General features: G+C 59.5%; 24 protein-coding genes and 2 pseudogenes. 10 read left to right on the top strand and 16 right to left on the bottom strand.

Features of this window, described 5'->3' with window-relative positions; genetic code table 11:
* Nucleotides 1-53: 53 nt before the first annotated feature.
* Both DDF70_RS27985 and DDF70_RS27980 read left to right on the top strand, forming a co-directional pair.
* Complete coding sequence (locus DDF70_RS27985) at nucleotides 54-755, top strand: IS6 family transposase (RefSeq protein WP_114948010.1); 702 nt, start codon at nucleotides 54-56, stop codon at nucleotides 753-755.
* Nucleotides 756-761: 6 nt separating this feature from the next.
* Nucleotides 762-1,028 (top strand): SWIB/MDM2 domain-containing protein, encoded by a 267-nt coding sequence (locus DDF70_RS27980; RefSeq protein WP_245435670.1) that lies wholly within the window; start codon nucleotides 762-764, stop codon nucleotides 1,026-1,028.
* An 81-nt stretch (nucleotides 1,029-1,109) separates the two neighbouring features.
* Here DDF70_RS27980 and DDF70_RS37000 read toward each other — a convergent pair whose 3' ends face one another.
* From DDF70_RS37000 to ctrA, 3 genes are all read right to left on the bottom strand, one after another.
* On the bottom strand, nucleotides 1,110-1,382 hold the full coding sequence (locus DDF70_RS37000) for an HU family DNA-binding protein (RefSeq protein ID WP_281024396.1): 273 nt from the start codon (nucleotides 1,380-1,382) through the stop codon (nucleotides 1,110-1,112).
* Between the two features lie 404 nt (nucleotides 1,383-1,786).
* The gene (locus DDF70_RS27970; RefSeq protein ID WP_162820722.1) at nucleotides 1,787-2,158 is read right to left on the bottom strand and encodes a hypothetical protein; all 372 of its coding nucleotides are present in this window, start codon (nucleotides 2,156-2,158) and stop codon (nucleotides 1,787-1,789) included.
* A gap of 509 nt (nucleotides 2,159-2,667) precedes the next feature.
* Nucleotides 2,668-3,363 (bottom strand): response regulator transcription factor CtrA, encoded by a 696-nt coding sequence (gene ctrA, locus DDF70_RS27965; RefSeq protein ID WP_114948006.1) that lies wholly within the window; start codon nucleotides 3,361-3,363, stop codon nucleotides 2,668-2,670.
* Between the two features lie 457 nt (nucleotides 3,364-3,820).
* Here ctrA and DDF70_RS27960 point away from each other — a divergent pair, with 457 nt between their 5' ends.
* Nucleotides 3,821-4,342 carry a CYTH domain-containing protein gene (locus DDF70_RS27960; protein WP_162820721.1) on the top strand — a complete coding sequence of 174 codons (522 nt, stop codon included), beginning with the start codon at nucleotides 3,821-3,823 and terminating at the stop codon, nucleotides 4,340-4,342.
* Between the two features lie 312 nt (nucleotides 4,343-4,654).
* On the opposite strand, the gene DDF70_RS38350 is transcribed toward DDF70_RS27960, so the two are convergent.
* The 4 genes from DDF70_RS38350 to DDF70_RS39330 form a co-directional block, all read right to left on the bottom strand.
* Nucleotides 4,655-7,312, bottom strand: coding sequence for a DNA translocase FtsK (locus DDF70_RS38350; RefSeq protein WP_245435669.1), 2,658 nt, complete (start codon nucleotides 7,310-7,312; stop codon nucleotides 4,655-4,657).
* A gap of 479 nt (nucleotides 7,313-7,791) precedes the next feature.
* Nucleotides 7,792-8,070 (bottom strand): hypothetical protein, encoded by a 279-nt coding sequence (locus DDF70_RS27945; RefSeq protein ID WP_114948003.1) that lies wholly within the window; start codon nucleotides 8,068-8,070, stop codon nucleotides 7,792-7,794.
* Between the two features lie 21 nt (nucleotides 8,071-8,091).
* Nucleotides 8,092-8,322 (bottom strand): hypothetical protein, encoded by a 231-nt coding sequence (locus DDF70_RS27940; protein ID WP_114948011.1) that lies wholly within the window; start codon nucleotides 8,320-8,322, stop codon nucleotides 8,092-8,094.
* A gap of 316 nt (nucleotides 8,323-8,638) precedes the next feature.
* A complete protein-coding gene (locus tag DDF70_RS39330; protein WP_425374122.1) occupies nucleotides 8,639-9,493 on the bottom strand; it encodes a helix-turn-helix domain-containing protein in 855 nt (284 codons plus the stop codon).
* A gap of 643 nt (nucleotides 9,494-10,136) precedes the next feature.
* Here DDF70_RS39330 and DDF70_RS27930 point away from each other — a divergent pair.
* On the top strand, nucleotides 10,137-11,252 hold the full coding sequence (locus tag DDF70_RS27930) for a hypothetical protein (RefSeq protein ID WP_114948002.1): 1,116 nt from the start codon (nucleotides 10,137-10,139) through the stop codon (nucleotides 11,250-11,252).
* A gap of 462 nt (nucleotides 11,253-11,714) precedes the next feature.
* Nucleotides 11,715-12,506 (top strand): restriction endonuclease, encoded by a 792-nt coding sequence (locus tag DDF70_RS27925; protein ID WP_114948001.1) that lies wholly within the window; start codon nucleotides 11,715-11,717, stop codon nucleotides 12,504-12,506.
* Between the two features lie 13 nt (nucleotides 12,507-12,519).
* Here DDF70_RS27925 and DDF70_RS27920 read toward each other — a convergent pair.
* Nucleotides 12,520-12,819, bottom strand: a pseudogene (locus DDF70_RS27920) (RNA polymerase subunit sigma-70); the annotation flags it as partial.
* 50 nt (nucleotides 12,820-12,869) lie between these two features.
* Between DDF70_RS27920 and DDF70_RS27915 the strand changes: the two are divergent.
* A complete protein-coding gene (locus DDF70_RS27915; protein WP_114948000.1) occupies nucleotides 12,870-13,571 on the top strand; it encodes an IS6 family transposase in 702 nt (233 codons plus the stop codon).
* 438 nt (nucleotides 13,572-14,009) lie between these two features.
* On the top strand, nucleotides 14,010-14,618 hold the full coding sequence (locus DDF70_RS27910) for a universal stress protein (RefSeq protein ID WP_162820720.1): 609 nt from the start codon (nucleotides 14,010-14,012) through the stop codon (nucleotides 14,616-14,618).
* On the opposite strand, the gene DDF70_RS27905 is transcribed toward DDF70_RS27910, so the two are convergent.
* Entirely contained in the window at nucleotides 14,615-14,833 is a 219-nt protein-coding gene (locus DDF70_RS27905; protein ID WP_114947998.1) for a hypothetical protein, read from the bottom strand. The two genes, DDF70_RS27910 and DDF70_RS27905, sit on opposite strands and share 4 nt — an antisense overlap.
* Nucleotides 14,834-15,063: 230 nt before the next feature.
* On the opposite strand from DDF70_RS27905, the gene DDF70_RS27900 reads away from it, so the two are divergent.
* Complete coding sequence (locus tag DDF70_RS27900) at nucleotides 15,064-15,324, top strand: dodecin family protein (protein WP_114947997.1); 261 nt, start codon at nucleotides 15,064-15,066, stop codon at nucleotides 15,322-15,324.
* A gap of 387 nt (nucleotides 15,325-15,711) precedes the next feature.
* On the opposite strand, the gene DDF70_RS27895 is transcribed toward DDF70_RS27900, so the two are convergent.
* Together DDF70_RS27895 and DDF70_RS27890 are read right to left on the bottom strand one after the other, a co-directional pair.
* Nucleotides 15,712-15,963, bottom strand: coding sequence for a GcrA family cell cycle regulator (locus DDF70_RS27895; RefSeq protein ID WP_114947996.1), 252 nt, complete (start codon nucleotides 15,961-15,963; stop codon nucleotides 15,712-15,714).
* Nucleotides 15,964-16,009: 46 nt separating this feature from the next.
* Nucleotides 16,010-16,531 (bottom strand): hypothetical protein, encoded by a 522-nt coding sequence (locus DDF70_RS27890; RefSeq protein ID WP_114947995.1) that lies wholly within the window; start codon nucleotides 16,529-16,531, stop codon nucleotides 16,010-16,012.
* 1,281 nt (nucleotides 16,532-17,812) lie between these two features.
* Between DDF70_RS27890 and DDF70_RS27880 the strand changes: the two genes are divergently transcribed.
* Nucleotides 17,813-18,754: a GGDEF domain-containing protein gene (locus tag DDF70_RS27880; protein ID WP_162820719.1), complete on the top strand. Its 942-nt coding sequence runs from the start codon at nucleotides 17,813-17,815 to the stop codon at nucleotides 18,752-18,754.
* 114 nt (nucleotides 18,755-18,868) lie between these two features.
* Here the strand turns inward: DDF70_RS27880 and DDF70_RS27875 are convergent, their stop codons facing one another.
* The 5 genes and pseudogenes from DDF70_RS27875 to DDF70_RS27855 form a co-directional block, all read right to left on the bottom strand.
* Nucleotides 18,869-19,366, bottom strand: coding sequence for an IS6 family transposase (locus DDF70_RS27875; RefSeq protein ID WP_162820718.1), 498 nt, complete (start codon nucleotides 19,364-19,366; stop codon nucleotides 18,869-18,871).
* Nucleotides 19,350-20,297: an IS110 family RNA-guided transposase gene (locus DDF70_RS27870; RefSeq protein ID WP_162820717.1), complete on the bottom strand. Its 948-nt coding sequence runs from the start codon at nucleotides 20,295-20,297 to the stop codon at nucleotides 19,350-19,352. Before DDF70_RS27870 ends, DDF70_RS27875 begins: the two co-directional genes overlap by 17 nt.
* 257 nt (nucleotides 20,298-20,554) lie before the next feature.
* Nucleotides 20,555-20,788, bottom strand: a pseudogene (locus DDF70_RS27865) (IS6 family transposase); the annotation flags it as partial.
* Between the two features lie 454 nt (nucleotides 20,789-21,242).
* Nucleotides 21,243-21,437, bottom strand: coding sequence for a hypothetical protein (locus DDF70_RS27860; protein WP_114947991.1), 195 nt, complete (start codon nucleotides 21,435-21,437; stop codon nucleotides 21,243-21,245).
* Between the two features lie 509 nt (nucleotides 21,438-21,946).
* On the bottom strand, nucleotides 21,947-22,249 hold the full coding sequence (locus DDF70_RS27855) for a hypothetical protein (RefSeq protein ID WP_114947990.1): 303 nt from the start codon (nucleotides 22,247-22,249) through the stop codon (nucleotides 21,947-21,949).
* A 1,453-nt stretch (nucleotides 22,250-23,702) separates the two neighbouring features.
* On the opposite strand from DDF70_RS27855, the gene DDF70_RS27845 reads away from it, so the two are divergent.
* On the top strand, nucleotides 23,703-23,981 hold a 279-nt coding region (locus tag DDF70_RS27845), incomplete at its 3' end, for a DUF1330 domain-containing protein (protein ID WP_114947988.1).

Genomic DNA, 23,981 nt, shown 5'->3' with positions numbered 1-23,981 from the left:
CCGGCGTTGTCACGTTAACTCGGGATTGATTGCGACTGTGTAGACGGGCCGGCATGACCAAGTCTGTCAGCTACAAGCGCCATCGGTTCCCGTCTGAGATCATTGCCCATGCAGTGTGGTTGTATTTTCGCTTTCCTCTGAGCCTGCGACTGGTCGAGGAGATGCTGCTCGAGCGCGGCATCGTCGTCTCCTATGAGACCGTCCGGCGCTGGGCGCTGAAGTTCGGGCCGGACTACGCGCGCCGCCTCCGGCGCAAGAGGCCGAGCCGCCGCGACATCTGGCACCTCGACGAGGTCGTGATCACGATCGCGGGCCAGAAGCACTGGCTCTGGCGGGCCGTCGACCAGGACGGCTATGTGCTTGACGAGATCGTCCAGACACGCCGTGACACCAAGGCCGCCAAGCGCTTGCTGAAGCGTCTACTGAAGAAGCAGGGCGTGGCACCCAAGCGCATCATCACCGATAAACTCGGCTCTTACGGAGCCGCCAAGCGAGAGGTTATGCCAGGGGTCGATCACTGGTCGCATAAGGGCCTGAATAACAGGGCCGAGAATTCGCATGTTCCGTTGCGAAAGCGAGAGCGGGTGATGCAGGGCTTTCGCGCGCCGGGAGACCTACAGAGATTTGTCAGCGTGTTCTCTGCTGTCCGCAACCTCTTTGTTCCGCCACGTTCCCGCCGCTCCGCCCATGCCACCCATCTTCACCGCCTCACCGCCATGGCGGAATGGAAGTCCGCGGCCAACATTGCTGCTTGAGCCTGTCTGGCGGGCAAATTGGCCTTAACGCGCTTGGCGGCAGTTAACGTGACAACGCCCTCGAATGAACTCGCGGCGGTGGTCGGGTCCTCGCCACTGCCACGTACGGAAGTGGTGAGCAAAGTGTGGGATTACATCAAGTCCAACAATTTGCAGAACCCCGAAAACAAGCGGGAAATCCTTGCGGATGAGAAACTTCAGGCTGTATTCGGCGGCAAGAGCAAGGTCAGCATGTTCGAGATGAACAAGCACTTCGCTCAGCATCTCTCCTGAACGGACGCAACAACAGGCCCACCCCGCCAGCGTGCCGGCGGGGTGGGGGGCGCGCTTCAGCCATCCGGTTACGGCTCCCGGCTAGACCGCCTCTTTGAGCTCCTTCGCAGGCCGGAAGGCGATCTTCTTGGAGGCTTTGATCTTGATCGGCTCGCCAGTCTGCGGGTTGCGACCGGTGCGGGCGGCGCGCTTGCGCACCTGCAGGATGCCGAGACCGCTCAGGCGGATCTTGTCGCCCTTCTTCAAGCTCTTGGCGATCATCTCGATGACTTGCGTCAGGATTTCGTTGGCCTGGCGCTTGGGAAGCTCGTGCACTTCCGACAACTGCTCGGCAATGTGGCGCAGGGTCAGGATCGCGCCAGCCGAGGTGCCAGTGGATGTCTTTGCGCCCTTGGGGGCTGCCTTGACTGCCGCCTTCGGTGCTGCGACCTTCGTAGACCTCTTAGCTCCGGCGTCGGCAGTTCTGGCCGTCTTAGTCGGTTCTGCTTGCGATGCGGCCGCTTTGCGGGCCGGCGCCTTCTTGGCTGTCGTCTTGGTTGCAGCTTTCGCCATGGGTGAGATCCTTCTGATGCGCGGGCAATCTAGCAGTCAGTCGATGGGCAACGGGTTTGCCGCCCAAGATTGAAAACACCAGAAGGCCGCAGTCTCAATAACCATGACGGAACGAATTCACAGGATCTTGGGGGCAGCACAGGATCCTGTGACTATTGCGACTGGGTTCCGGCCCATTGAGGGCTGAGGCGGAACCCGGGCCTGGATCAGGCGGCAAGAAAGAGTTCCTTCTGTCGCCAATCGGCACAGGCTCTTCTTCCATTCGGGCGTGCGGTCGCGATGCGCTCCTGGAAGCGTGCTTGAGCTTCGTTGAGCAGACGGCGTTTGCGGGCCAGAGGCTGGGAGGCTGCTGTGGTGTCGTTCACAACAGCAGCCGCCGCCGCGTACAGATCGGTTGTTGCGGCATCCAGGCCGGGATCTCGCTCGAACAAGACAACAAGGCTCGCCAGATGCTGTCTGAGGAGCGCCTGCAATTCACGAAGGTAGGACTGATCGCCGCCGAACTCGATCGCCTTCACTGTCGGGGCGATCAAGGCCACCTTCTCCTCGATCGTGTCGGTGAACCGCTTATCCGCCATGAGCAACTGTCTCCAGGTCAGAGGAAGCCCGCCCAGCCCTTGAAGCACATGGAAAAGCATGCACCTCCATGGTTAACCAACGGTTTCAAACGGGTGAGAAGAGCGGCACGATAAAGGCTTGGCGCCAATCCATCACACTGTGCTCTGGCACACTTGCCTAAGCACGGTCTGCAATCATCTTCCTCGGTCGGTGTCGAGACCTATCGTATGCGCCCTAGTGGGAGGTCTGGTGCTCGGCCTTCAGACAGGGTGCCTCTATATCGACAGCCGTTGACGCTCATCAGGGGCAGAGTAGGATGGTGGTGTGGTGTTGCAACCGGCATCGCATGCGCCCCGACTGGAGTTTGGAAGAGGCTTCAGTTGGGGCGTTCTCAGTCCGACAAGTCGCGATGTTGCCACTGATCGGAGTGAGCAAACGGGCTCCACAGAGGCACTTGAATCCAGAAAACCTGCAATCCGCTGACAGAACGCAGGGCAGCGGATGTGGGTGGGGATCGTGGTCCTGAGACTTAGCTTGCCAGCTTGACGAGCTGCGGCTCTCGCAGCATGTAGCCGCGGCCCCAGACCGTCTCGATGTAGTCCCTGCCCCCTGAAGCCTCCGCGAGCTTCTTGCGCAGCTTGCAGATGAACACGTCGATGATCTTGATCTCCGGTTCATCCAGACCGCTATACAGATGATTGAGGAGCATCTCTTTGGTCAACGTGCTGCCCTGGCGCTGAGCCAGAAGCGCCAGGACCTTGTACTCCGTGCCGGTCAGGTTCACCCGGCGGCCTCCGACCTCAGCCTGTTGAGTCCGAGGTTTGACCGTCAGATCGCCGCATTGCAGGACGGCTTCGGCCTGATCGGACGAGCGGCGGATGATGGCCTGCATGCGGGCGATGAGTTCATCCTTGTGAAACGGCTTGGTGAGGTAATCATCGGCGCCATAGCCGAGGCCTCTGACCTTGTTTTGGATCTCGTCGAGGCCTGAGAGGATCAGGACGGGCGTGATCACCTTGGCAAGCCGCAGCTGTTGCAGGACCTCATAGCCTGACATGTCCGGGAGGTCGAGATCGAGCAGGATGATGTCGTAATCGGGGAGCCGGCCGAGATCGATGCCGTGCTCGCCCAGATCGGCCATGGAGATCTGGACATTGAGGCGCTGGAGCATGAGCTCAATGCTTTGAGCGACAGAGATGTCATCCTCGATCAGCAACACCCGCATCTCACCACCTCCCAGAGACCTCAGCTAATGTGAGGGAGGTATGGTCAACGAGGAGTTAACGCCGGTGGCACGGTGACGCTTTCACGGCACCGACCCTGTTCTCGTCTCCTGCATCACACGCGAAGAGCCCCGGAGCGATCCTGGGCTTTTTGATTTGGGTCTGACGGCGCGGCGTCAATTCCTAGGAAGGTATCGCGCTCATTCTTTGTAAACAGTTTGGAGCAGACGATGCATCCCGTGTTCCGATGTCATATTGTTCTCAGGTGCTCTCATGAAGGCTATTCGACGCTTCCTTGTGTCTCCATGCATCGCTCGCCTCCTTGCAAGAGAGCGAGGAGTCGACCGTCAGATCGTCGAGGGTTACCTCTCGTCCCAGCCTGGCAAAGACCAACTGATTCGGCTGGAGGCTGATCAAGCTCACTTTGTTCTGTCAGGGCAGGATAGGTCGGGGGATCCGGTGGAAAAGCTTGCTCCCCTTCCGCGCGAACATGCCGAGGCCTTGTTTGGTCTTTGCATTGGGCAGATCTCCTATGACCAGCTTCATCTGCCACCTCAAAGCGGTCTCAACTATGCGATACAGCTCGACCGTGTCGTATATCCCAGCAGCTTTGATCTCATCACCGTCGAGTTCACCGACGCTCAGCAGGCAGAAGCCTTCGAGGTTCCGACTTGGCTCGGACCCGAGGTGACTACTGAATACACTTACGAATGGCGCTACATCGCGCTCAATGGCCTTCAGTCGCACCACGAGGTGCCCCTCTCAAGCCAGCAGGTCGAGGCGGTGCTCGATATGCTGGACCAATCCCAGGCAGCCCCGCACGCAAGCAATGGATCTGCTGCTGACGACGTCATTGTTGCTCTCAGCCGCTCGCTTGAGCAATCTGGTCTCTTGAAAGCAACGAAGGAAACGTCCACTCCTCCAGAGGCGGAGCCTCTCGCTGAAGAACCTCATGAGCCGATGAAGAGGGCAGCTCAATAACCTCAGACTGGGCCTGACAAGTAAGAAAGCGCTGCCTAGTTAGGCAGCGCTTTCTTGTTGGTTGCGGCGTCTCACTTGGGACAACCACTTCAGGCCATGCCTCTTTTCCCAGAGAAATGGGCTTTGCACGGTGTGCAGGCGACACAAGCAGCTGATGGTCTGGGAAACGGGGATCTAAAATGGGACCCCGGGAAGCGCCAAGCGCTCCCCGGGGCCACGGTGTGGAGATGAGATAAGACTGGCAGGCTACACCGACTGCTAGAGGCTGAGCCGATGCTCGTTCGCGTGTGCCAGTCCGGCATGCTGCCAGTCTCAGTCCTCGTCTGCTCCACCCGTTCCAACGAGGATCTCGCGCTTGCCCGCATGATTAGCGGGTCCGACGATGCCCTCCTTCTCCATCCGCTCCATGATTGAGGCGGCGCGGTTGTAGCCGATCTGCAGCCGGCGCTGGATGTACGAGGTTGAGGCCTTCTTGTGTCTGACCACGATCGAGACGGCCTGGTCGAACAGCTCGCCCGATCCTAGCCCCATCTCACCGTCGTCGAAGACCGGCGTTTCCTCGGGTTCCTCTTGCTCCTCATCCTCGGCGGTGACAGCTTCCACGTAAACAGGCTTGGCCTGGCGCTTGAGATGCGCCACCACCTTCTCCACCTCCTCGTCGGAGCAGAACGGCCCGTGCACGCGCGTGATCCGCCCGCCGCCGGCCATGTACAGCATGTCGCCTTGTCCCAAGAGCTGCTCGGCGCCCATCTCGCCGAGGATCGTGCGGCTGTCGATCTTCGACGTCACCTGGAACGAGATCCTTGTCGGGAAGTTCGCCTTGATCGTGCCGGTGATCACGTCCACGCTCGGGCGCTGCGTCGCCAGGATCACGTGGATGCCCGCCGCCCGCGCCATCTGGGCCAGGCGCTGGATCGCGCCCTCGATCTCCTTGCCGGCCACCATCATCAGGTCGGCCATCTCGTCGACGATCACCACGATGTAGGGCAAGGACGTGAGGTCCATGACCTCTTCCGTATAGGTCAGCTCCCCGGTGTTCTTGTCGAAGCCTGTTTGCACTGTTCGCGTGATGACTTCCCCCTTCTCGCGCGCTTCCGAGACACGGGCATTGAAGCCATCGATGTTGCGCACACCGAGCTTCGCCATCTTCTTATAACGATCTTCCATCTCTCGCACCGCCCACCGCAAGGCAATGATCGCCTTCTTCGGGTCGGTGACGACCGGGGTGAGCAGGTGCGGGATGCCGTCGTAGACGGAGAGCTCGAGCATCTTGGGATCCACCATGATCAGGCGGCACTGCTCCGGCGTGAAGCGATACAGCAAGGACAGGATCATGGTGTTGATCGCCACCGACTTGCCCGACCCGGTGGTGCCGGCGACTAAGAGGTGAGGCATGCGGGCGAGGTCGGCGATCACCGGCTCGCCGCCGATGGTCTTGCCCAGGCACAGCGGCATTTTCTGTGTTGAATTCCTGAACTCCTCCGACTCCAGAATTTCGCGCAGGTAAACCTTCTCGCGCTGCTGGTTGGGTAACTCGACTCCGATGGCATTGCGGCCCGGAATCACCGCGACACGGGCGGAGACCGCGCTCATCGAGCGGGCAATGTCCTCGGTCAGCGCGATCACACGCGACGACTTGATGCCAGGGGCTGGCTCGAACTCGTAAAGGGTCACCACCGGTCCCGGATGGACATGAATGACGTCACCCCGGACGCCAAAATCGCGGATGACCCTTTCGAGCCGGCCAGCCGCTTCTTCGAGGATATCCTCGGTCAGGACCTCCCCTTCCCTTTCCGGTGCCTCGGTCAGATAGCCGATGTCGGGCAACTCGTAGGCAGGGATAACCTCCCGATGCGTGACAGGCTTGGGCAGCATGATGATTTCTGCCGACGGAAGGGAAGCTTCTGCTTCAGCCTCAATCCCCGGTTCTCGGTCATCCTGCGTTTCCGGGTCGGTTTCGACCTCTATACAGTCCTCGTCCACCTCAGTCATAGAGCTTAGATCTGAGACAATCTCATCGGACTGGATCTCTGAAGCCGTGAATGCATCCTGATTGATTGAGCCTTCCAGGGACGGCAGCGGTGCCATCAGATTGTCCGGGGCAGGTTCAGGTGCAGAGACATCGATGGTCAGATGAGAATGATCGTTGACCTCAGCCTCGACGCTAACGTCAGGCTCCGTCATCTCGGCGTTATCAGCAGCCCCAACAGGCGCAACTGCGCTTCCGGCTTTGGCAGCGGTGGAAGTCGGTTCAGCTAAAGTCTCAATGACGGAGCGAAGCTCGTCGGGATAGAGAGCTAAGTACCCGAGATCCAGATCAACGACCTTGATGTCGATCGGTGCAGCTGAAGCCGCTTCGCATCCGATGGAGGACTCTTCCGTCTCGACGAACTCTGCTTCCTCAATGAACTCGTTCGCTGCAGTTCCATGGATCGAGCCGGGGCCATCTTCAGTTACTGCTGCTGTGGGAGGATCATCCGATACTATCGGCTGAACGGCAGAAGCGTCGGCCTGCCATGAGCTGGGTTGCCAGGAGAAGGACAAGCCAACTGGTGCTGTCCAGAACGTGTTCTGAAAACGGGAGACAAAACCGTCGGGTGTCACGCCTTCATTATGGAGGGCGCCTACCTCAACCTCGCTCGCGTCCGGAGCCTCTGCCGAAGGAACCACCTCAGCACAGCCTGCAGCCGTTGGGGTCTGTCCTTCAGACTGGGCGTCCAATGCGGTGATGTTTTCTGGGTTGCTTCCGAACTCGGCCTTAATCTGGGCAAGCTGGTGATGCACAACTGGATCCGGCTGCGGCCGGGACTGTGGAGGCGACAGCAACTGCTCGACCGTCCGTAACGCGGAGGGCTGCACAGATTCTGAAGAGCGGCGCTTGGAAATAGGGCTGCGGCGGTTCAAATCGGGTTCTTTCTGTTTTGGTTCTTGCTGCAATCTCCGGCCCGGATGATCGGGTGTCCGGGTCAAAACGAGATTTCTGTCGACAACGAAGGCGTCCCACCAACCCGGCGCCGGCAAGCCCGCAGCAGCCCAGGGCGTCGGCCACGAGGGGGCGGCGTGCCGCTGTTGATCAAGTGCGAGGGAAGAACGTTGCACCGGCGGTTCGGTGTTCTGAACCGGGGGAGTTGGCGCATCAGACGGTGGTTTCGAGGTCGGTCGCATGATCTCTAGGCACCCGGATGCCGCGGGTTGAGTGCGGCGAAGGATCCCCGAAGATTTAGGCATGAGAGGTAAAGGGAGCGTTAGAGGCCCAGTTTAGCCGTCGACCCCTTGCTGCTATCCGCCGTCAGGTCCAGGATCTCAGCCGATGGGTCACACGTTGCACCCTGGTATGACCAAGACGTTGATGATCGTCTGCACCCATGCTCAGACCCCGAAGATCATCTTGGCCCAAAGGTCATCGGCCCAGACAACTGTGCTTGTGCGCGGCCAGCGCGAATGCGGGACTACTCTGACCAGTTATCATGACCGACAGCCAGAGCGCGCAGTGTGATGTCACCGGCGATTTTGGCTGAATCGAAGCCCTGCGGGGTCGGCTCGAAAGACTCCAGCAGGAAGAACCCACCAACACCTCCAAGCAGTACAAGGCTGATGGGTGCGCTCTCATTGCCCTGCTCCTGCACGAGGGAGAGCATCAGACCTCCGATTTCGCCAAAGGCATGCTTTTCGTCGAAGTGTAGGGTCTGTGTTACGGCCCGCTGCGGGAACTGAATGACGTCAGCCATGCCTAGCCCTTCCCACCTGCATTACTGATTTTCAGTGCGCCAGAGCCATCCTTGAGCCTCGTCTAGGCTGCCAAAGGTGTGCTCTGTCTCTGTGAAGGGAGCGGGTCTTTCGTCTGGAGGAGCTTCTGTAAAGAGCTCCACTGTCCATGTGGCTTCGTCCGTTTTGCCACTCCGGACGAGACTGGCGATAACTGCTCCATCGAGCAGCACGTCATAGCTGCCAGGCGCAAGCCGAAAAAGCGTGTAGTTCATGCTTACGCCTCTGCCTGCTTCCGGACGCGGACATTTAGGTTGCCCATCGTTGAGGAACTCAATCCCCGCAGCTTCGAGAACCGCTTGAACCACGTGTATGTTCTGGGCTCTCCCGGCTATCGGTCCTGTGCCAGAAGCCTCCATGTTGCGGAACGTGTTGACGTTCACCCCTGCTCGCTCGGCTAAGTCGGATTGATCCATCTCACTAAACGCACGAGCGGCTTTAAGTTGGTTTCCAGTTGTCGGCACACTTGCCCTCATAACGTATCTTTCGTGTATTATAACCAGATATCTATCAAAACAGACAAATAGACCACTAATCTAATTGTGATCCGATTTCTTGAGCCGGGGCTTCAACCGCCCCTAGTCGGGGTCTGCCACGACCTCTCGGTGAGGGCGTTTTGCTGCCTGTCCAACGATAAGGCTCCGTTAACCATACCCGTGGGTTAGACGCCTCAAATGAAGAGTCAGGCGGATGCCGCTTTCGGGCAGATTTATGCGAGACCACGGCCGAAGTGGCTCTGATGGGCGCACGCTTCGCTTCGGACATCCTTTGAAGCTCAGAGAGCCAGGGCGCTTCGCAATTAGGGCTTTCCCTTTGGGTGTGTGATATGCGCCTTTCTTTTGAATCTGTCTCATTGGTGGGCGAACAAATTTTCGCACCCTCCCCGTGCTGAGCAACGCGTTGAGCCTGTTCTTTTTGAGCAGGGCGGGCCTCAACCAAGTTGGTCAGGTAGATCGTTGTCCGCCCAAGCCGATCCGGGCTGGAGCGAACCAGAAAGCCAGCCTGCTCGAGTTGGCGGTAATGGTTCTGGATGGTCCTTGGAGACACGCCGAGGTCGGCCGCCAGCCACGAAGTGCATGTCTGAAATTGCTTGTACCGGCCGCAACGGGAGATCAGGTACACCAGGGTCGTAACCGCTCCGGTGCTCAGACCGGGATGAACCAACACGTCGATACTGAACCGCCGAACGTACCGACTGAAGGAGCAGCGGCGCCGAGACAGCCGTTTCCGACGTGTCACTGCAGGAGTTCGGGGACGCCGCTGCTTAGGGCTAGCTTCCCGGTCCGGGAGCTCGAAGAATGCCGCGACCTGATCCCTTGTCCAGCGACCTTCGCCGATGCCCTGTTCCGCGATTGCAGCTTGCTGAGGACGGGACACCCTCCCCATAGTCTGCAGAAGTTCGAACGCACTACTCATAGCCAGCCTCATCATGAAACTGACTAATAAAAGCTAACCCTCTGGCTTTACTGTCAAATCCCTCGACAACGTTTAGTAGGTCTGAGCCGCGGACTCAGTAGGCATGACACGCGACCTCGGTAGGTCTGACACACGATCTCAGTAGGTCTGAGTCGCACCCATCCCCATCCGCGATCCAAACCTACTCCCCGAACCGCCAGATTCGGTAGGTTTGACCCGCACGTTCGGGAAACCGAGCCTGATCCCCTGCCCCAGCCCCCTGTCGGGAAGGTTTGAGTCGCGATCGCCTCTATCGTGAGAAGTCTGAACGGCACTTAGGTTTGCGACCACTCCCACCCCACTCGGCTAGTAGGTTTGACTCGCACTTAGAGTATGAGCTTGAAATCGGAGATTCCCCAACCGCTTATGACCAAGTCCTCGATTCTCTGACCGAGGAGCCTCTCGAACATTCGCCAGTCCCGTAAGCGCGACCCAGACCTACTACAAGTGCGATCCAAACCTACTGAATGTGCGGCTCAGACCTACCATGCGCCGCAGCAAATGCAGATGGTTCAGCGATTTAGCATTGTATGGTTTGAAGTCCTAAGTACCTTGACCGGCGAGGAGACCCAGCATGTCGAAGGCTTTGAAGCCCAGGACCATCATCCACGAAAGCCTGCAAGGCGAGCTGTGGGTGGTAGAAGAACCCGGAATCACTAATACAATCTCTTTATGGGACGTGGCTCCCCGTTCCATTCCCTCCCGCGCCTCCGACGATCTCAAGGACGGGAAATACCTGAAGACCTTGGAGCGGACATTCACGCTCGCGGGCAAGGTCTATCAGGTCACCCTCAAGCCAGCCCGTATCAAGGACAAGAACGGCAAAGAAAGCGAGCAGTACCCTGGCGAGCGCGAGCGGCTAGTCGAATGGGTTATCCGCCGCATCGCCGCAATGCGTAACCGGATCAGCCTCAGCGCTAAGGACGAGGTCAATGTCTCGTTCAGCATCAACGAGGTAAAGACTGAGCTCGCCCGAACCGGTCACACGTACAGCTACTACGAGATCGTCGAGGCACTCACTATCCTTCACCAGTCTACCGTCGAAATCATTCGAACAGATGTGGGGGATGATGGCGAGATCCATGAACGCGTGATCTCGAGCGCTGCCTTCCCCCAGCTTGCATTCGCCAACAGGGGCAAGGAGCGGGCGAAATCGACGGTCCAGTTTAATTGGCTCGTCTCGCAAGCCATGATGCATCTGGACTTCCGTCAGATGAACTACGAAGCCGTCATGAAGATGCGTGGGCCGATCGAACGTTGGATTTACATGCGGCTCAATCACGATGTGCTTTATCATCGCATGAACCCGCACATGCACGTGATCTATGCCCGCGAGGTCATTGACGGATCGGCCCTTTCAACCAAGCGTCCGCGTGATGCAATGCGCCGCATCACGGAAGGCATGGAGAACCTCAAAGCTGACGGCGTTATCAAGGAGCTTCAATGCGACGACATCGCCGAGGGCAAGCGCAAGGTCGATATCAAGTATACTATTACGGTCTCTGACACCTTCGTTGAGGAAACATCGCGTTCCTTGCGTCGCGCCAATGAGAATATCGCGGATTATCGAGCGGTTGTGGGCAGTGATCCAAATGGTTTTGTCCCTTCCGATCCGATCAAGAAGGAAAAACTTCGCCGCATCCGCACAAAGCGCTTGGCCGATCACAATATCATCGGGCGCCTTCTGTGACGTACGCACTCAGGTCCCTCGAAGTGCAGCTGGTGCCCTTAAGGAAGGAGAGAATGTTGGGATTCGCCCAAGTTACTGAAAAGGGGTCGACTGACACTGTGACGCTCCCATGGAATGCTGGCTGAGAGCGCATCCGTCATTCAGGCGAAGAGCACCGCGCCAACCCATGAGGTACCAACGCTATTAGTGAGTAACCGCAGTGCATGGCAAACCAGCGCGTTGATGACTCTGCTTCATACCGTGCTCTTCGTCTTCCCGCGGGATTAGTCCAGCTCTGCCGAAGAGTTGCAGGAGTTCGCCGGTCAAATTCTCGACCGGATCCGGTTCTCCAGTCAGTCGCAGCCGAAATAATCCTGTGAGTTTCTGTCGGCCAAAGTCTTTGCGAGGCAGCTGGTAACCCCAGTCGGCTATCTAATCTCTCGCAGTCACACGGGAACCCTTCGCCGACTGACGGATAAGGGAATGTTTCGCTACCTCTGGAGACACAAGGCGTTCAGCGCCGTTCTGCTCTTCCTCCTCGGTATAGGCTGGTATCTCCAGCCGGTTGCCGCCTGGATCGGGCTGGCCCTGCTATTGTTCCTGCGCCTCACCAAGGTCCACTCGGTCCTGCTCATCTATGACCTGACGGACCGAGCGGCACTGACACATGTCAGGACGTTAGCAACCAAACGCGCCCATATGCTCTCACCTGACGAATATGGGAATGTCTCTGAGGAGGGGTGGGATAAGCATCTCAACAGCTTCATCAAGAAGACGCTCGTGCCGGAATTCCAGCGCAAGAAAGTTGAGCACCTCCTGGCCAAGGATTCGAAGCGGTCCATCGCCCGCCTGCGGACACGCATTAACCGGATCATCGATCGACACCAGCCAGCCGAGCCAACAGTCGAATTCGAAGACACGATGACCGGCAGGGAATTTGAGCTCTACTGCCGGGAGGTGCTACAGGAGGGTGGATGGCGCGCTGCGCTGACGCCCGGATCAGGCGACCAGGGCGCTGACATCATTGCCGAGAAGGAAGACCGACGGGTTGTGAACCAGTGCAAGTTCTATAACGAAACTGTCGGCAACAAGGCGGTACAAGAAGCCTATGCCACAGCAACCTTTCAGGATGCACCCTATGCGGTTGTGGTCACCAATTCGGTTTTCACCAAATCGGCTCACCAGCTCGCACACAAGATCGGTGTGCTGCTGATGCACCACACCGATCTACCGCGGCTTGAACTGATCGTGACCAGCGGAGCAGGCTCCCCCTGATACAAGATTCCATTTATTCGTCGGATACCTTAAGGAAGTCGTCGATCGACAACTGTGCCGAATTGGCCGGCTTCGCCTTCAGCTTTTTGGGCCCTTCCTCAACACCTGTCGCAACGGGCTGCTTGCGCGGAATTGGCGTATCCTCCGACTGCATCCGCTTCATTCGGGCTTTCGCCTTATCTCGCGCTTGGGCCTCCTCGGATTGCGGATCCTCAGTCAGCCATTTTCCTCGGCGAATGACTTCGTTCACGCGCCCCTGATTGACCCCAAGCTGAAAAGCGATCTCCTGCTGGGTCATATCGGTGGTGTTATGGTGTTGTCACATTAACTCGAGTTTGACTGCCACCGTGTAGACGGGCCGGCGTGACCAAGCCTGTCAGCTACAAGCGCCACCGCTTTCCGCCTGAGATCATCGCCTATGCGGTCTGGTTGTACTTTCGGTTCCCTCTGAGCCTGCGGCTGGTCGAGGAGATGCTGCTCGGGCGCGGCATCATCGTGTCTTATGAGACGGTCCGGCGCTGGGCTCTGAAGTTCGGACCGGCGTACGCTCGCCGCCTCCGGCGCAAGGCACCCAGCCGGCGTGACATCTGGCACTTGGATGAGGTCGTGGTCACGATCTCGGGCCAGAAGCATTGGCTCTGGCGGGCGGTGGATCAGGATGGTTACGTGCTCGATGAGATCGTCCAGACACGCCGTGACACCAAGGCCGCCAAGCGCTTGCTGAAGCGTCTACTGAAGAAGCAGGGCTGCCCGCCCAAGCGGATGATTACCGACAAGCTCGGCTCCTACGCGGCTGCTCAGCGTCAGGTCATGCCGGCAGTCGAGCACCGTTCGCACAAGGGATTGAATAACCGGGCGGAGAATTCACATCTGCCCTTGCGCCGGCGCGAGCGGGCGATGCAGGGCTTTCGCTCATCGGGCGGATTACAGAGGTTCACCTCCGTGTTTTCCGCCGTCCGCAACCTGTTCGTTCCAACCCGCTCCCGCCGCTCTGCTCTTGTCACCCATCTGCATCGTCTCGCCGCCATGGCGGAATGGAAGTCTGCAGCCAGCATTGCCGCGTGAGCCGTCAGGTGACCGCGCTTGCCTCACTGCGCCCGATTTCAGTTAACGTGACAACACCAGCGATGCGCTCGTACCTGACGCGGATGTCGCCTTGGCTTGCGAACGACAAGAGCAGGCACAAGCCCTCTCGCCTCCCGCGACAACGCCCAGCCGAAAGAGTATAATCCTCCCCAGCTTCTGCGCTGCCATCGTCAGTATGGGGATGAGCCATGAAGTCGATCCTGGTTCCGGTGGAAGAGCATCGTCTCATTCAGCCGGTCCTTGAGACCGCGCTGCTCCTGGGGCGCGCCCTCGATGGCTACCGGGAAGGCATGGCGATTAACCCCCAACCTGCCGCCCTACATCGCCTCCGACATTGCTGTTGGTGACCTGTCATTTCTTAATCCTGAGGTGCAGCGGCAGCGGGCCGAGGCCTCCCGCCGCCTCTTTGAGATCTTCATGACCACTCACGACGTTCCCCGAACCGACACAGGGCCATCAGGGCTTTGCTTCGGCTGGCGCAGCGGCGATCTGGCCGAGGACGACTTCGTCGGCCACTATGCACGGGCCTTCGACATTACCGTGCTCGGACGATCGAGCGACCAGACCAATCACCCGCGCCCGCCCACGATCGAAGCTGCGCTGTTCGAGAGCGGCCGGCCAATGCTGCTGGTGCCTCCGACCCCACCTGCTACCCTGGGCACGACCGTGGTGATCGCCTGGAACCGCAGCACGGAGACGCCCCGCACCGTCGCCCTGGCGATGCCGCTCCTGGCTCAGGCGCAGCGGATCGTCGTAGTCGATTTCGACGACTGGGGCGTGTCAGGCCCATCGCCACAGGATCTCAGCCGCACCCTCACGCGCAACGGCCTGTCGGTGGAGACGAGGTCCTTGCCCAATCCGCATGGTCATGCCGGCGAAGCCATTCTGGCGGCAGCGGTATCGCTCGGGTGCGATCTGCTGGTCAAAGGCGCCCACACCCAGAGCTGGCTGCGGCAGTTCATCTTCGGCGAAGCCACCAGCCACATTCTGTCCAACACCACCGTTCCGGTCCTGATGGCGCACTAAACACTGTCTTCGTCACGAAGCACGGTGCCGGCCCGCTTGGCTTCATCCTCGATCGCCTCGTCGATCGACTTGATCGCGTCCTGGATCTCGGTGAACTCGACGGCTCTCTCAGGGATGAAGGCTGCCGTGTTGATGATGATCTCGGCCATCTCGCGCCGGTGCGCGACCAGCCGCTCGCGGGCTTTCTGCAGCTGCTGAACGTAACGGTGCGTCATGGGACCAATCCGCTTCGAACCGAGGGCAGGCCCGGCCAGAATAGCACGTTTGCCTGTATCAGATCGACGGAAGCAGCCGGGTTGCCTGAGGGTCCTGGGCACCAGCGTTATGCAGAGAGCCAGGTGCACGGGAATGGGGCCGGGAGAAGCTCCCCTGACCAGGAACGGCTACCCTTTTATGAGCTTGTCCCTTTAGGCGCTGCTGAGGCGCCGAAGCGAAGGAGGGAGACATGTCGATTGTGAAAATGGTGGAGTTGTCGTCCCAGTCGCCGGACAGTTGGGAGGATGCGACGCGCCAGGCGGTCGAGCGCGTCGCACAGACGCTGCACAATATTCGCTCCGTCTGGGTCAAGGAGTTCGAGGCCGTGGTGGAGAACGAGCAGGTCACTCAGTTTCGGGTGATCCTGAAGATCGCGTTCCAGCTCGACGAAGGCACGAGCGCCAGGAGCACACGGAGCATGGGAAGCGAGGAGATCCTGGGCCTGGAGTGAGATCCTCAAGGTCGCTGGCGGAGTCACAGCTCGGCAGTACATGACGGCAGAAGCCTCAGCGGAGCGATGGGCACGAGCCTATCGCCGCAGACGCCCTTCGCGAGGCCCGACGGTTATGTTTCATACTGCCGGGCCTCTACGGACCGCGGAACGTCTGATAACGGGTCAAAAGTGTAACGTTGGGCGGAACAACTAAAGGTCCGCTCGTTGCGCCTTTGCAGAAGTTCGGCTTACTTCCGGAACGTGCCATTTCATGGCTCGCCATGAGCAACGCGTCAGAACCTGCCAGAGAACTCAGCGTCCGCTCACAGCAGGCGACAATACAGCCCCCGGCGCCACTCCGCGCGGCGACCCGATGGCTCCCTTCGAACCAATTTCCTCCTGTCATCAGCGTGCACGGTTCTTAGGCCTGCGCTGGAGTTGCCGATCGCTCACTCCGGGACGGAATGCCCGAGCACGCTTGAGAGCTGCGTTCTTACTGCCCTGTTTGCCTGTCAGCCCGAGACGATGAGCCTTCCCGATCACGGCATTGCGCGTGACGCCCCCACCCAGTTTCTCCGCAATCATACGGGCCGTCTCGCCGGCCAGCCAAAGGCGCGTCAGTACCTCCATTCGCTGTTTGTCCCAGGACGCCGTCATGCCGCCTCCTGAACCTTCTCGCCTCCAGCCCTCACTCGTTGAGTGGTCAGCCAGCAGACGCCGTGTCTTTCGTTCCAAACCAGGTCTTGATCTTCGCGAACAGCGGATGCTCGTCCACTGAAGTGGGCGTTGAGGCCTGCTGCTGAACTCCGTCCAGTCGCGTCCTCACCTCCTCGGGGGCCAACACATCAGCCTGCCGGCCGATGGCCAGCGCCCCTTCAAGAACCCTGATGCCCTCCCGGATTGGCAGTCGCCAGCGCATGCGTGCGGCAATGTAAGCTTCCCGCTCCTGCTCGACCTTGGGCGTGTCGGCGCAGGCCAAGCGGGTTACAAAGGGCAGCAGGTGCTGGCGCTCCTCATCCGAAGCCTCGTCGTTCAGCTGCATCGCCAGCCGGCAGATCGGGCGCGAGAAGCACGCCGGCATGTCCTCGATCGCGCGCACCGGCTGGTACGGAAAACCGGCCGCTACAATGGCCGCTTCATTGATGCAGGTGCCGCCGTCCTGGCCAGGGAACGTGTGTGAGCCCTGCTTCAGCTTCCAGTTCAGAATGTTGTCGAAATGGTTCATGGCAGCCATCCACATGCTGCCCCCACGCCAGGATGGTGATCCTTTACCAGCCCTGCTGTCAATCGGACCGACAGACCTTCGGTGTCGGCACTCAGCTCATCGCGCCGGAGCTGGGCGCTCAGACAAGTCATCACCATCAGGGGTCAGCGCAAGAGTGCGCCGGGAGACCGGCAAGGAGTAGATGGTGCAAGTCCATCACAATGAAGGAGTAGCGATCCACATTGGCCCCGAGTCATGCGCGGTCGGCTGTGAGGCCGCCTGTGAAGGGTTGACAGGGGAGCATGCAGGCCAGCCATTGAGCCGCGAAAGTGACGCTTTTCGGGTGCCGACGTTCTTCTTGTATGCGGAAGGCAACATGAGCCGGCGCGACAGCGCGAGGGCCGGCTCGACCCGACGTGGTCAGAGACCCTGGCATGCATGGACGCTCCTTGCACGGGAACCGGGAGGCCTCGGGATTGGCCAGAGTGGCGTGCCACGGCTGGTCCGCATCGGAAGGCGAGGAGCCGAAGCCGGTGATGAACGGTCCCGAGGAGTCAGATCCTGCCATAGTAGCGACGAACCTTGCGAACAAAGCTGGGTCACCAGCAGCGGAGCAGGGGGAGCCAAGGGCAGGACCAAGGGGAAGGCGGACCAGCACAGCACATGCCGGGCTCAGGACCGGGAAAGTGTGTCCCAGGTGCTGGCCCGCATACGGCAAGCCGCAAGGCACAGAAAGAAGGAGAAGTTCACGGCGCTCTTCCATCACATCACCCCGGAGGCCCTCAGGATGGCGTTCTACGCGCTCAAGCGAGAGGGCATTGTCAACTTGAGCAAATCAGGACGGGTTGAGGGCGTAACGACCAGACCTAAGTTATTGAAAGTACGTCCTGGACCTTGGGACAGAATCCCTCAAAGCAGGGCAAATCTGGTCAAGTTGACAATGCCCCCCCCTCCTTATCCCAGACGAAGCTGTCCTTGGAGCGCAGGTGAAAGTAATAGCGAGGCATGGCCGTCCCCCATCGGTCAGGAGGCGGGGCGGCGGGCGCTTGCAGGCTACAACTTCCAGCCACGGTGCCTTGTTCGACGGGCAGGCCGCTCAGATCCCGCGCAGGGGGCGGCCAAGATGCCGCCGGCCCGATCAGGATCCCGTCACATTAACCATCGACCTCCGGAGGCTCCGCCGCGGAACATCCACGGCTTGACGGGAGCGGGCCGTGGCGGAACATGCGACCCGGGCAGGATTCGGGATCCCCGGTTCGGAATGCCCTGTTGACCAGATTTGGAACCCCACCCGAGTTGCCCATGCAACCTGAGGACAGTTTCACGCCTTCACGGCAGGACGATTGGCTGGCTCCGCTGCTGCAGGGGTGGGCGAACAGCCAGCAGGCGGTCGGGCTGTTTGATGAGCAGGACCGGCTGCAATACGCCAATGCCGTCTACCGCGAGATCTTTCTCGGCGGCCAGGAGGGCTCGTTCACCCTATCGGAGCTGCTGCGCTACGGCTTCGAGCATCGGACCGGAACCGTGATCGAGTGCGGGGACCTCGAGGCCTTCATCGCCGACATCTACACCCGCCGGCGCAAGATCGGGCCGCATCAGGCGTTCGAGACGGACCTCATGGACGGGCGCTGGTTCTTCATGAACCAGACCGTCCTGCCCAACGGCTGGATTCTCATCGTGGGCACCGACATCACCGCGCTCAAGCACAACGAGAAAACCTTGCGGCAGGCGGCCGAGACCGACCCGCTCACCGGGCTGGCCAACCGCCGGCAGATGTTCGGCCTTTTGGACCGCGCCTTGGCCGACATGGCGACGGAGCCGTTCTGCTTGGCGCTGGTCGACATCGACCGGTTCAAGAACATCAACGACCGCTTCGGGCATCCGGCGGGCGACGCGGTGCTGAAGCAGTTCGCCGACCTGATGCGGCACCGCCTTGGAAACGCCGGCTCATTCGGCCGGATCGGCGGGGAGGAGTTCATGCTGCTCCTGCCGGGCCTGGACATCGGCGGGGCGGAGGGACTGCTTCACAGGCTCAGCGCGGACATCCCGCCCCTGCCGCTCGGGAGCGGCCGGTCGAGCATCGTCTACACGGCCAGCGCGGGGCTCACTGCTGCGTCCGCCTCGGACAGCGCCGAAGCAATTGTGCAGCGGGCGGATCAGGCCCTTTATCTCGCCAAGGCGGCCGGGCGCGACCGGGCCATGACCCTGACGCGCGAAACGGAGCTGGCCGACAGGATTGCCTGACGGGCCGCCCGCTGTCAGGCGCGTGCGCTGCCGGCCGCCATGTCGCCCTCTGCGCGGTTGGGCACCGTTGCAGTAACTTGAAAGCGGCATAACGGACCCAGTTTAACGGGCCACTCAGGCAGCAAAACCGAAGAGCTGATTGACCAGACGGACTTCGCTTGCCGCTCGCCATCCCCGCTTGTTGTAATGACCGCGGCGGATCATACGTATGATTTCAAAACCCTTTAGGGTCGCGGCGGCGGTTTCCATGCTCTGGAAACCGCGCGTTGGACGGATGACGCGCTTGAGCGCGCCATGATCCGCCTTGAGGATGTTATTCAGATATTTCGAGGTGCGGTGTACCACACCTTTCGGCAACAGCTCGTCGTTTTGCAGGCGCTGGATGGCCTTGGGATACGACGCCAGTTTGTCCGTGGTGATGGACGATGGTGGGGAGTGGCTCATCGCCTTTATGGCCTTATGCAGGAAGCGGTAAGCGGCGTCGGTATTCCGACGATCGGACAGCATGGAGGCGACCAGCCGCCCATGCTTGTCGACTGCGCGAAACAAGTACTTCCAGGTGCCCCCGACGCGGACGTAGATACCGTCTGAGCGGTCAAGGCCGATGGGCACCTGGGAACTGGTAAATGTCTCCGCTCTTAAGCACGCCAAAGCAGATATGAACCAGTTTGCGCATCGCGGCCCCTAAGGTCGACATCTTGGCCTTGCCTCGCTCAAGCAGCCGCTGTTGCTGGGCTTTGATGTCCGGGTTCAGCTTTGTGGCAACCACAGCTGCCATGCAAAGCGCGGCGCGCAGCCGGGAGTTGCCGGCTTTCGAGAGCCGCGGCCTTCCTCGAACGCTCTTCCCGGACTGCCGTTCAATTGGCACCAGTCCCAGAAAGGCTGCGGCTTGACGAGCAGTCTCGAATGGGTGGCTACGCAGCAGAGCAAGCATTCGCATCGCCGTCTTTGGACCCACTGCTGGAATCGTGCGCAGTCTCTCCAGATCCGCCTGCAAATCCGTGTGAGCGGTAAAATGCTCGGCAATCGCTGCCTGCAGCAGTTTACACTGAGCTTTGAGGGCCTTGATGCTGGTAATAAAGAAGCGCTTGATCGCACTGGAGCAGCCACGAACACAGGCCTGCTCATATCGGTTCTGCTCCCGGCGAAGATCGCCCTCCAGGTCATCCAGCCGCGCGAGCAGGGCTTGCAGCTCGACGAGGGGCTCGGCGGGAGGGGTCCATGCTCTCGGTCGGACCAGACAGCCGTAGCGCGCCAGGAGCACCGCATCGATCTGGTCGGTCTTGCTCAAGACTGCCATGCCCTTGGCGAAGCTGCGGATTTGCGCGGGATTGACGAGGGAAACCGTCATGCCTTTGGCCGGTAGCCATCGGGCCGCGAGTTCATGGTAGGCCGCTGTCGGCTCGAGGACCGCATGAACTCCCAAAGCCTCAACCTTGGAAACCTTCATCACCCAAGCGGCTGCTCTCTCAATGCCATCTAGGGATTGGGAAAGGACTTCTGGCCAATGGGCCGCTCGCGGCCGTGAACGATAACCGCGCAATCCAGTCTCTCCTTTGCGACATCAATGCCGACGAACACCGTCATAGAGCTTCCTCTCGTCAGAAAAGCCCCTTGCGCTGATCAACCTTGTCAATGCAGGCTTGTCCTCATGGGATGGCCTTTGATACCGTCCGATCTCAGCTGGGCGCGTGGTGAGGCCGGGCGCACCATCTATGTCGCAGACTTCTGTCTTACGTCTCATTCGAGCTATCCCGGCCTCATGCTGTGGGAATGACCCGCAACGCTCATCAAATACAAGGTCTCGTCCACCCTCCAGGATCCTGAGCGAGGTCCCTGGTAGGGTCTGATCCGCTTCTCGATCTCGGGAGCATAGCGCTGAACCCAACGGAAGATCGTGGATGGATCAACAGCGACACCGCGTTCCCGCATCATCTCGGCGAGATCGCGATAGCTGATGCCGTACTTGCAGTACCAGCGCACGCACAGAAGGATGATCTCAACCGGAAAGCGACGGCGCTTGAACAGAGACAACAGGACGGCTCCTCAACAAACCGCCCCCTCATTATACGGCCGGGGTTAATGCAACGGAGCCGACCCTTTAGCCGTTTGCAGCTAGGCATATGACGTCGCTAGCGAATTCATGGCGTCAGCGGGGTCATCATCGGCGCCGATCGTAACCCCGCTGGATTTCTGGGTTGGGTCGCTCAACCAAGGCGTTGCGCTTCCCCAAGCAGGGGTCGAAGCTTCGGTGCCGATTCACACGCTAGTGGTTGAACGTCATGGGCGTGCTCAACAGGCTGATGTGAGAGACCAAAAGGAACTGCCGGGGAATCATTCCGCCCATAGTCTAAGCTCAGTTGCACTACCGTCGATGGGGCTTGCTCATCTCCTCCCAAAGGAGCCCTCTCACTGCCCGCCCTATAGATCCTTATGGCTCGCGAGGCACAAGCCGTCCCAAGTGAAGGTCGTGGTCTGATAACACCGGTCAGGGTTTATCGATGAGCCGCTTGATCTCAAAGATCGCTCCAATTAGGAAGATTGTGAACACGATGCCGCCGAAGATCACCGAGATGACGCTCCCGCTGACATTGGGATTGTGCGCCACCGCGATCATGAACAGGAACAGCGGCAGGACCACGGTAATCCCACCCAACAGAATGAGAATGCGTGTCGTGCTCATGTCCCCGACCCCTCCAATCATTGCGGGACCGAGTATGCCGTGCGCCCTCGCCAATGGCCAGGACTCATTGGGCTGATCCGGAGCATACGAAACTGGGGGCGGCGAGTTCATCAACGGCCTTGGTTTTCACTGCACTGCCGTCAATCGAGTTTGATCCTCCCCTCGCGGATACGCCCTCCTACTGACCTTCCATAGTTCCTCACGCTCTCCTACTGTCAATCGACGTCCAAGTTTGGCTCTGACTTAATTTGGGTGCCGCAGCTGTGAATTGGCACAGACAGTTGGCCCGTTGTGAGGGAAGCAGATTGCATTGGCTTAGTGACACAACATGGAAATCCGGTAGGGCCAGAATCGGCGCTGATGATGACCCGGCCCCCGCTATAAATTTGCAGCAACGTCATACACTTGGTGGCAGTCGGCTCAGAGGTTAGCGCTCAATGCTGATTCACAAATGGGTCGCATCTCTGCTTGCACAAGCGGCGGCAGGTGTAGTTTAGCATCGTCGGTTGTCAGTGAACCCGCCAAGAGCGGAACAGGATCTTACCCAAGACAGTACGGTGATCCTGTTGCGCCTCCCAAGCCCACCTGAACTGCGCCGCTACTAGATCGCTCCAGCGCCTGCAGGCGCTCAAGTCCTGGGCGGCTTGGATATCTTTTCTCCAGCGATGAAGCAGAAACTCCACAAAATCCTGCTGGTACGCGCTCGCAAGCAACCAGGAGACCGGAGCCTCAAAGCTCTGGATTTCTACGAGCGAGATTGAATTGCTATCGATGGCATGTCCCCCGGATCGGCTGGGAGTCTGCATCAGCATTTCGGCCTCCTGTACGTATTGAAGAAACAGTCATGATTTTATCATGGCGTTGCTTTTTCGCTAAAACAATAGCAGTTCAGCTCCCGGCAATTAGGTTGGATGGCAGCAGAGACGCCTAATCCTTATGGATGAAGGAGTGTCCACCGCAGCTGCAGTGGGATCATCTTCAGGATGTCGCCGGACATCGCTCTATGATTGCTTGTTTCGCTGTAGCCCCCGAGCATACTTCTTGATCTTGCCAGTGAACTTCTTGAGCTGGCATCGAACATCTCGATGCTGGCCCGCAGGTCGTCGGGACGAGCGGTGGTCTGGTAGCTCAGAGAGGTCTGAGAAGATGACTCAACAGCACAGCCAACGCTACGACAACCAAGGTTGCCATGATCCCAAGGATGATTACGCTTGTTCTCGCCTGACTGTGAATCGGCACCGACGGTTGGCCGGTCGTGAGGGAAGCGCAATGCCTTGGCTGAGCGACACAAAATGGAAATCCGACAGGGTCGTGATCGGCGCCGATGATGACCCCGCCGACGCTATGAAATAGCAAGAGAAGTCATGCACTTAATGGCAGTCGGCTCGAGGATCAGCATTCGATGCTGATTCATACCTCAGAAGCGCAAAAACTCTTTCCGGGTGAAGTAGATGGGCACATCTACCCGTGGCGGATAGCGTCGTGGCGCTTCTGCTCTGGCGCAGAGGCAGGTTTTGCAGCGATCACCCAGTGCCCCTGACGCCACTCCCACCAGATGCGGCCTGGGCCGATATCGGTGACACAGCAGGGCACTAAATTCGAGGTGTGGTCAGGCATACACAGCTTCTCCGTGTTCGCGCATGGGGCTTGGATCAGTCGCCGACTGGGCTTTGGTCTCGTGCCGGACTATCGGCATCGCCATAGCCACACCGTCCGTGGAGTTTGACCTTTGAGCCCAGCGCGGAGCGGTCGTCCAGCAGTTGCACGGCTTTCCAGACCGAGCTTGCCGCCATCTGGATCGGACTAAGCGGCGTGTTGCCCACACTCGAATTGGGCAACGGAGAGCAGGCTTTTTGATGACGGCGAGGACTGAGGCGATCTGAGTTAGCGTCCCAACCATGCTTGCCGTTGAGAACGAAGGTGACGTTTGCTTTCGGGCCTATTCATGCCGTCAGCAATCATATCGCTGCGCTTAAGAAGGGCGTATACTCCCGAACTTGGGAGGACATCAGAATGCAGCGAATCCGGTCCTATCTTTCTCAAGGCAACGAAGCGGTCTTTGCTACTGCTCTGGCATTGTTGTTCTGCGGAGCAGTGATCCTGGGATTCATGTAATGCTCTCCCAAGCCTTGATCGCGCTGCTCCTGATGGCTGCTGTCGTGGCGATCTACGTGCTCGCGGTCAGGTCTGGGTAGCGGGAAAGCTCTGATATCTTAGGATGCGGTGATTGCCCGCGCTGTCGCGGTGCGAGCCCCGGAGGTGCCCATGGCTTATGTCATGTTCCAGTACGACCGCCCGACCGACACGCCAAACTGGAACAATTACAACCGCCATGTTCGCGACTGGATCACCCAGCTTCTCCACATGTCTGGGGCTGTGTCCTTCATGGCCTATCGCACAGCGGACAAGGCCAGCCCCGACACCTTCACAATGCTGGAGTTCCGCACCCTGGAGGAGGCGCGGCAAGCCGCAGCATCTGAGCAAATGAAGATCATCCTGCAGGAACTGCGATCAGTCGGAGCCGCAGCAAGGGTCTTGCTGGTG

It is taken from the genome of Microvirga calopogonii, assembly GCF_003347665.1.
In the GTDB taxonomy this organism is placed as follows: Bacteria; Pseudomonadota; Alphaproteobacteria; order Rhizobiales; family Beijerinckiaceae; genus Microvirga; species Microvirga calopogonii.
This window is presented reverse-complemented; position numbering and strand designations above follow the sequence as displayed.

Coding starts and splice junctions, on each gene's coding strand:
- DDF70_RS27910 (WP_162820720.1), top strand. CDS start 14,010: ATGACCACTCACGACGTTCCCCGAACCGACACAGGGCCATCAGGGCTT.
- DDF70_RS27970 (WP_162820722.1), bottom strand. CDS start 2,158: ATGGCGGATAAGCGGTTCACCGACACGATCGAGGAGAAGGTGGCCTTG.
- DDF70_RS39330 (WP_425374122.1), bottom strand. CDS start 9,493: ATGGGGAGGGTGTCCCGTCCTCAGCAAGCTGCAATCGCGGAACAGGGC.
- DDF70_RS27985 (WP_114948010.1), top strand. CDS start 54: ATGACCAAGTCTGTCAGCTACAAGCGCCATCGGTTCCCGTCTGAGATC.
- DDF70_RS27925 (WP_114948001.1), top strand. CDS start 11,715: ATGTTTCGCTACCTCTGGAGACACAAGGCGTTCAGCGCCGTTCTGCTC.
- ctrA (WP_114948006.1), bottom strand. CDS start 3,363: ATGCGGGTGTTGCTGATCGAGGATGACATCTCTGTCGCTCAAAGCATT.
- DDF70_RS27890 (WP_114947995.1), bottom strand. CDS start 16,531: ATGAACCATTTCGACAACATTCTGAACTGGAAGCTGAAGCAGGGCTCA.
- DDF70_RS27930 (WP_114948002.1), top strand. CDS start 10,137: ATGTCGAAGGCTTTGAAGCCCAGGACCATCATCCACGAAAGCCTGCAA.
- DDF70_RS27880 (WP_162820719.1), top strand. CDS start 17,813: ATGCAACCTGAGGACAGTTTCACGCCTTCACGGCAGGACGATTGGCTG.
- DDF70_RS27855 (WP_114947990.1), bottom strand. CDS start 22,249: ATGCTGATGCAGACTCCCAGCCGATCCGGGGGACATGCCATCGATAGC.
- DDF70_RS27900 (WP_114947997.1), top strand. CDS start 15,064: ATGTCGATTGTGAAAATGGTGGAGTTGTCGTCCCAGTCGCCGGACAGT.
- DDF70_RS27905 (WP_114947998.1), bottom strand. CDS start 14,833: ATGACGCACCGTTACGTTCAGCAGCTGCAGAAAGCCCGCGAGCGGCTG.
- DDF70_RS27895 (WP_114947996.1), bottom strand. CDS start 15,963: ATGACGGCGTCCTGGGACAAACAGCGAATGGAGGTACTGACGCGCCTT.
- DDF70_RS27945 (WP_114948003.1), bottom strand. CDS start 8,070: ATGGCTGACGTCATTCAGTTCCCGCAGCGGGCCGTAACACAGACCCTA.
- DDF70_RS27860 (WP_114947991.1), bottom strand. CDS start 21,437: ATGAGCACGACACGCATTCTCATTCTGTTGGGTGGGATTACCGTGGTC.
- DDF70_RS27940 (WP_114948011.1), bottom strand. CDS start 8,322: ATGAACTACACGCTTTTTCGGCTTGCGCCTGGCAGCTATGACGTGCTG.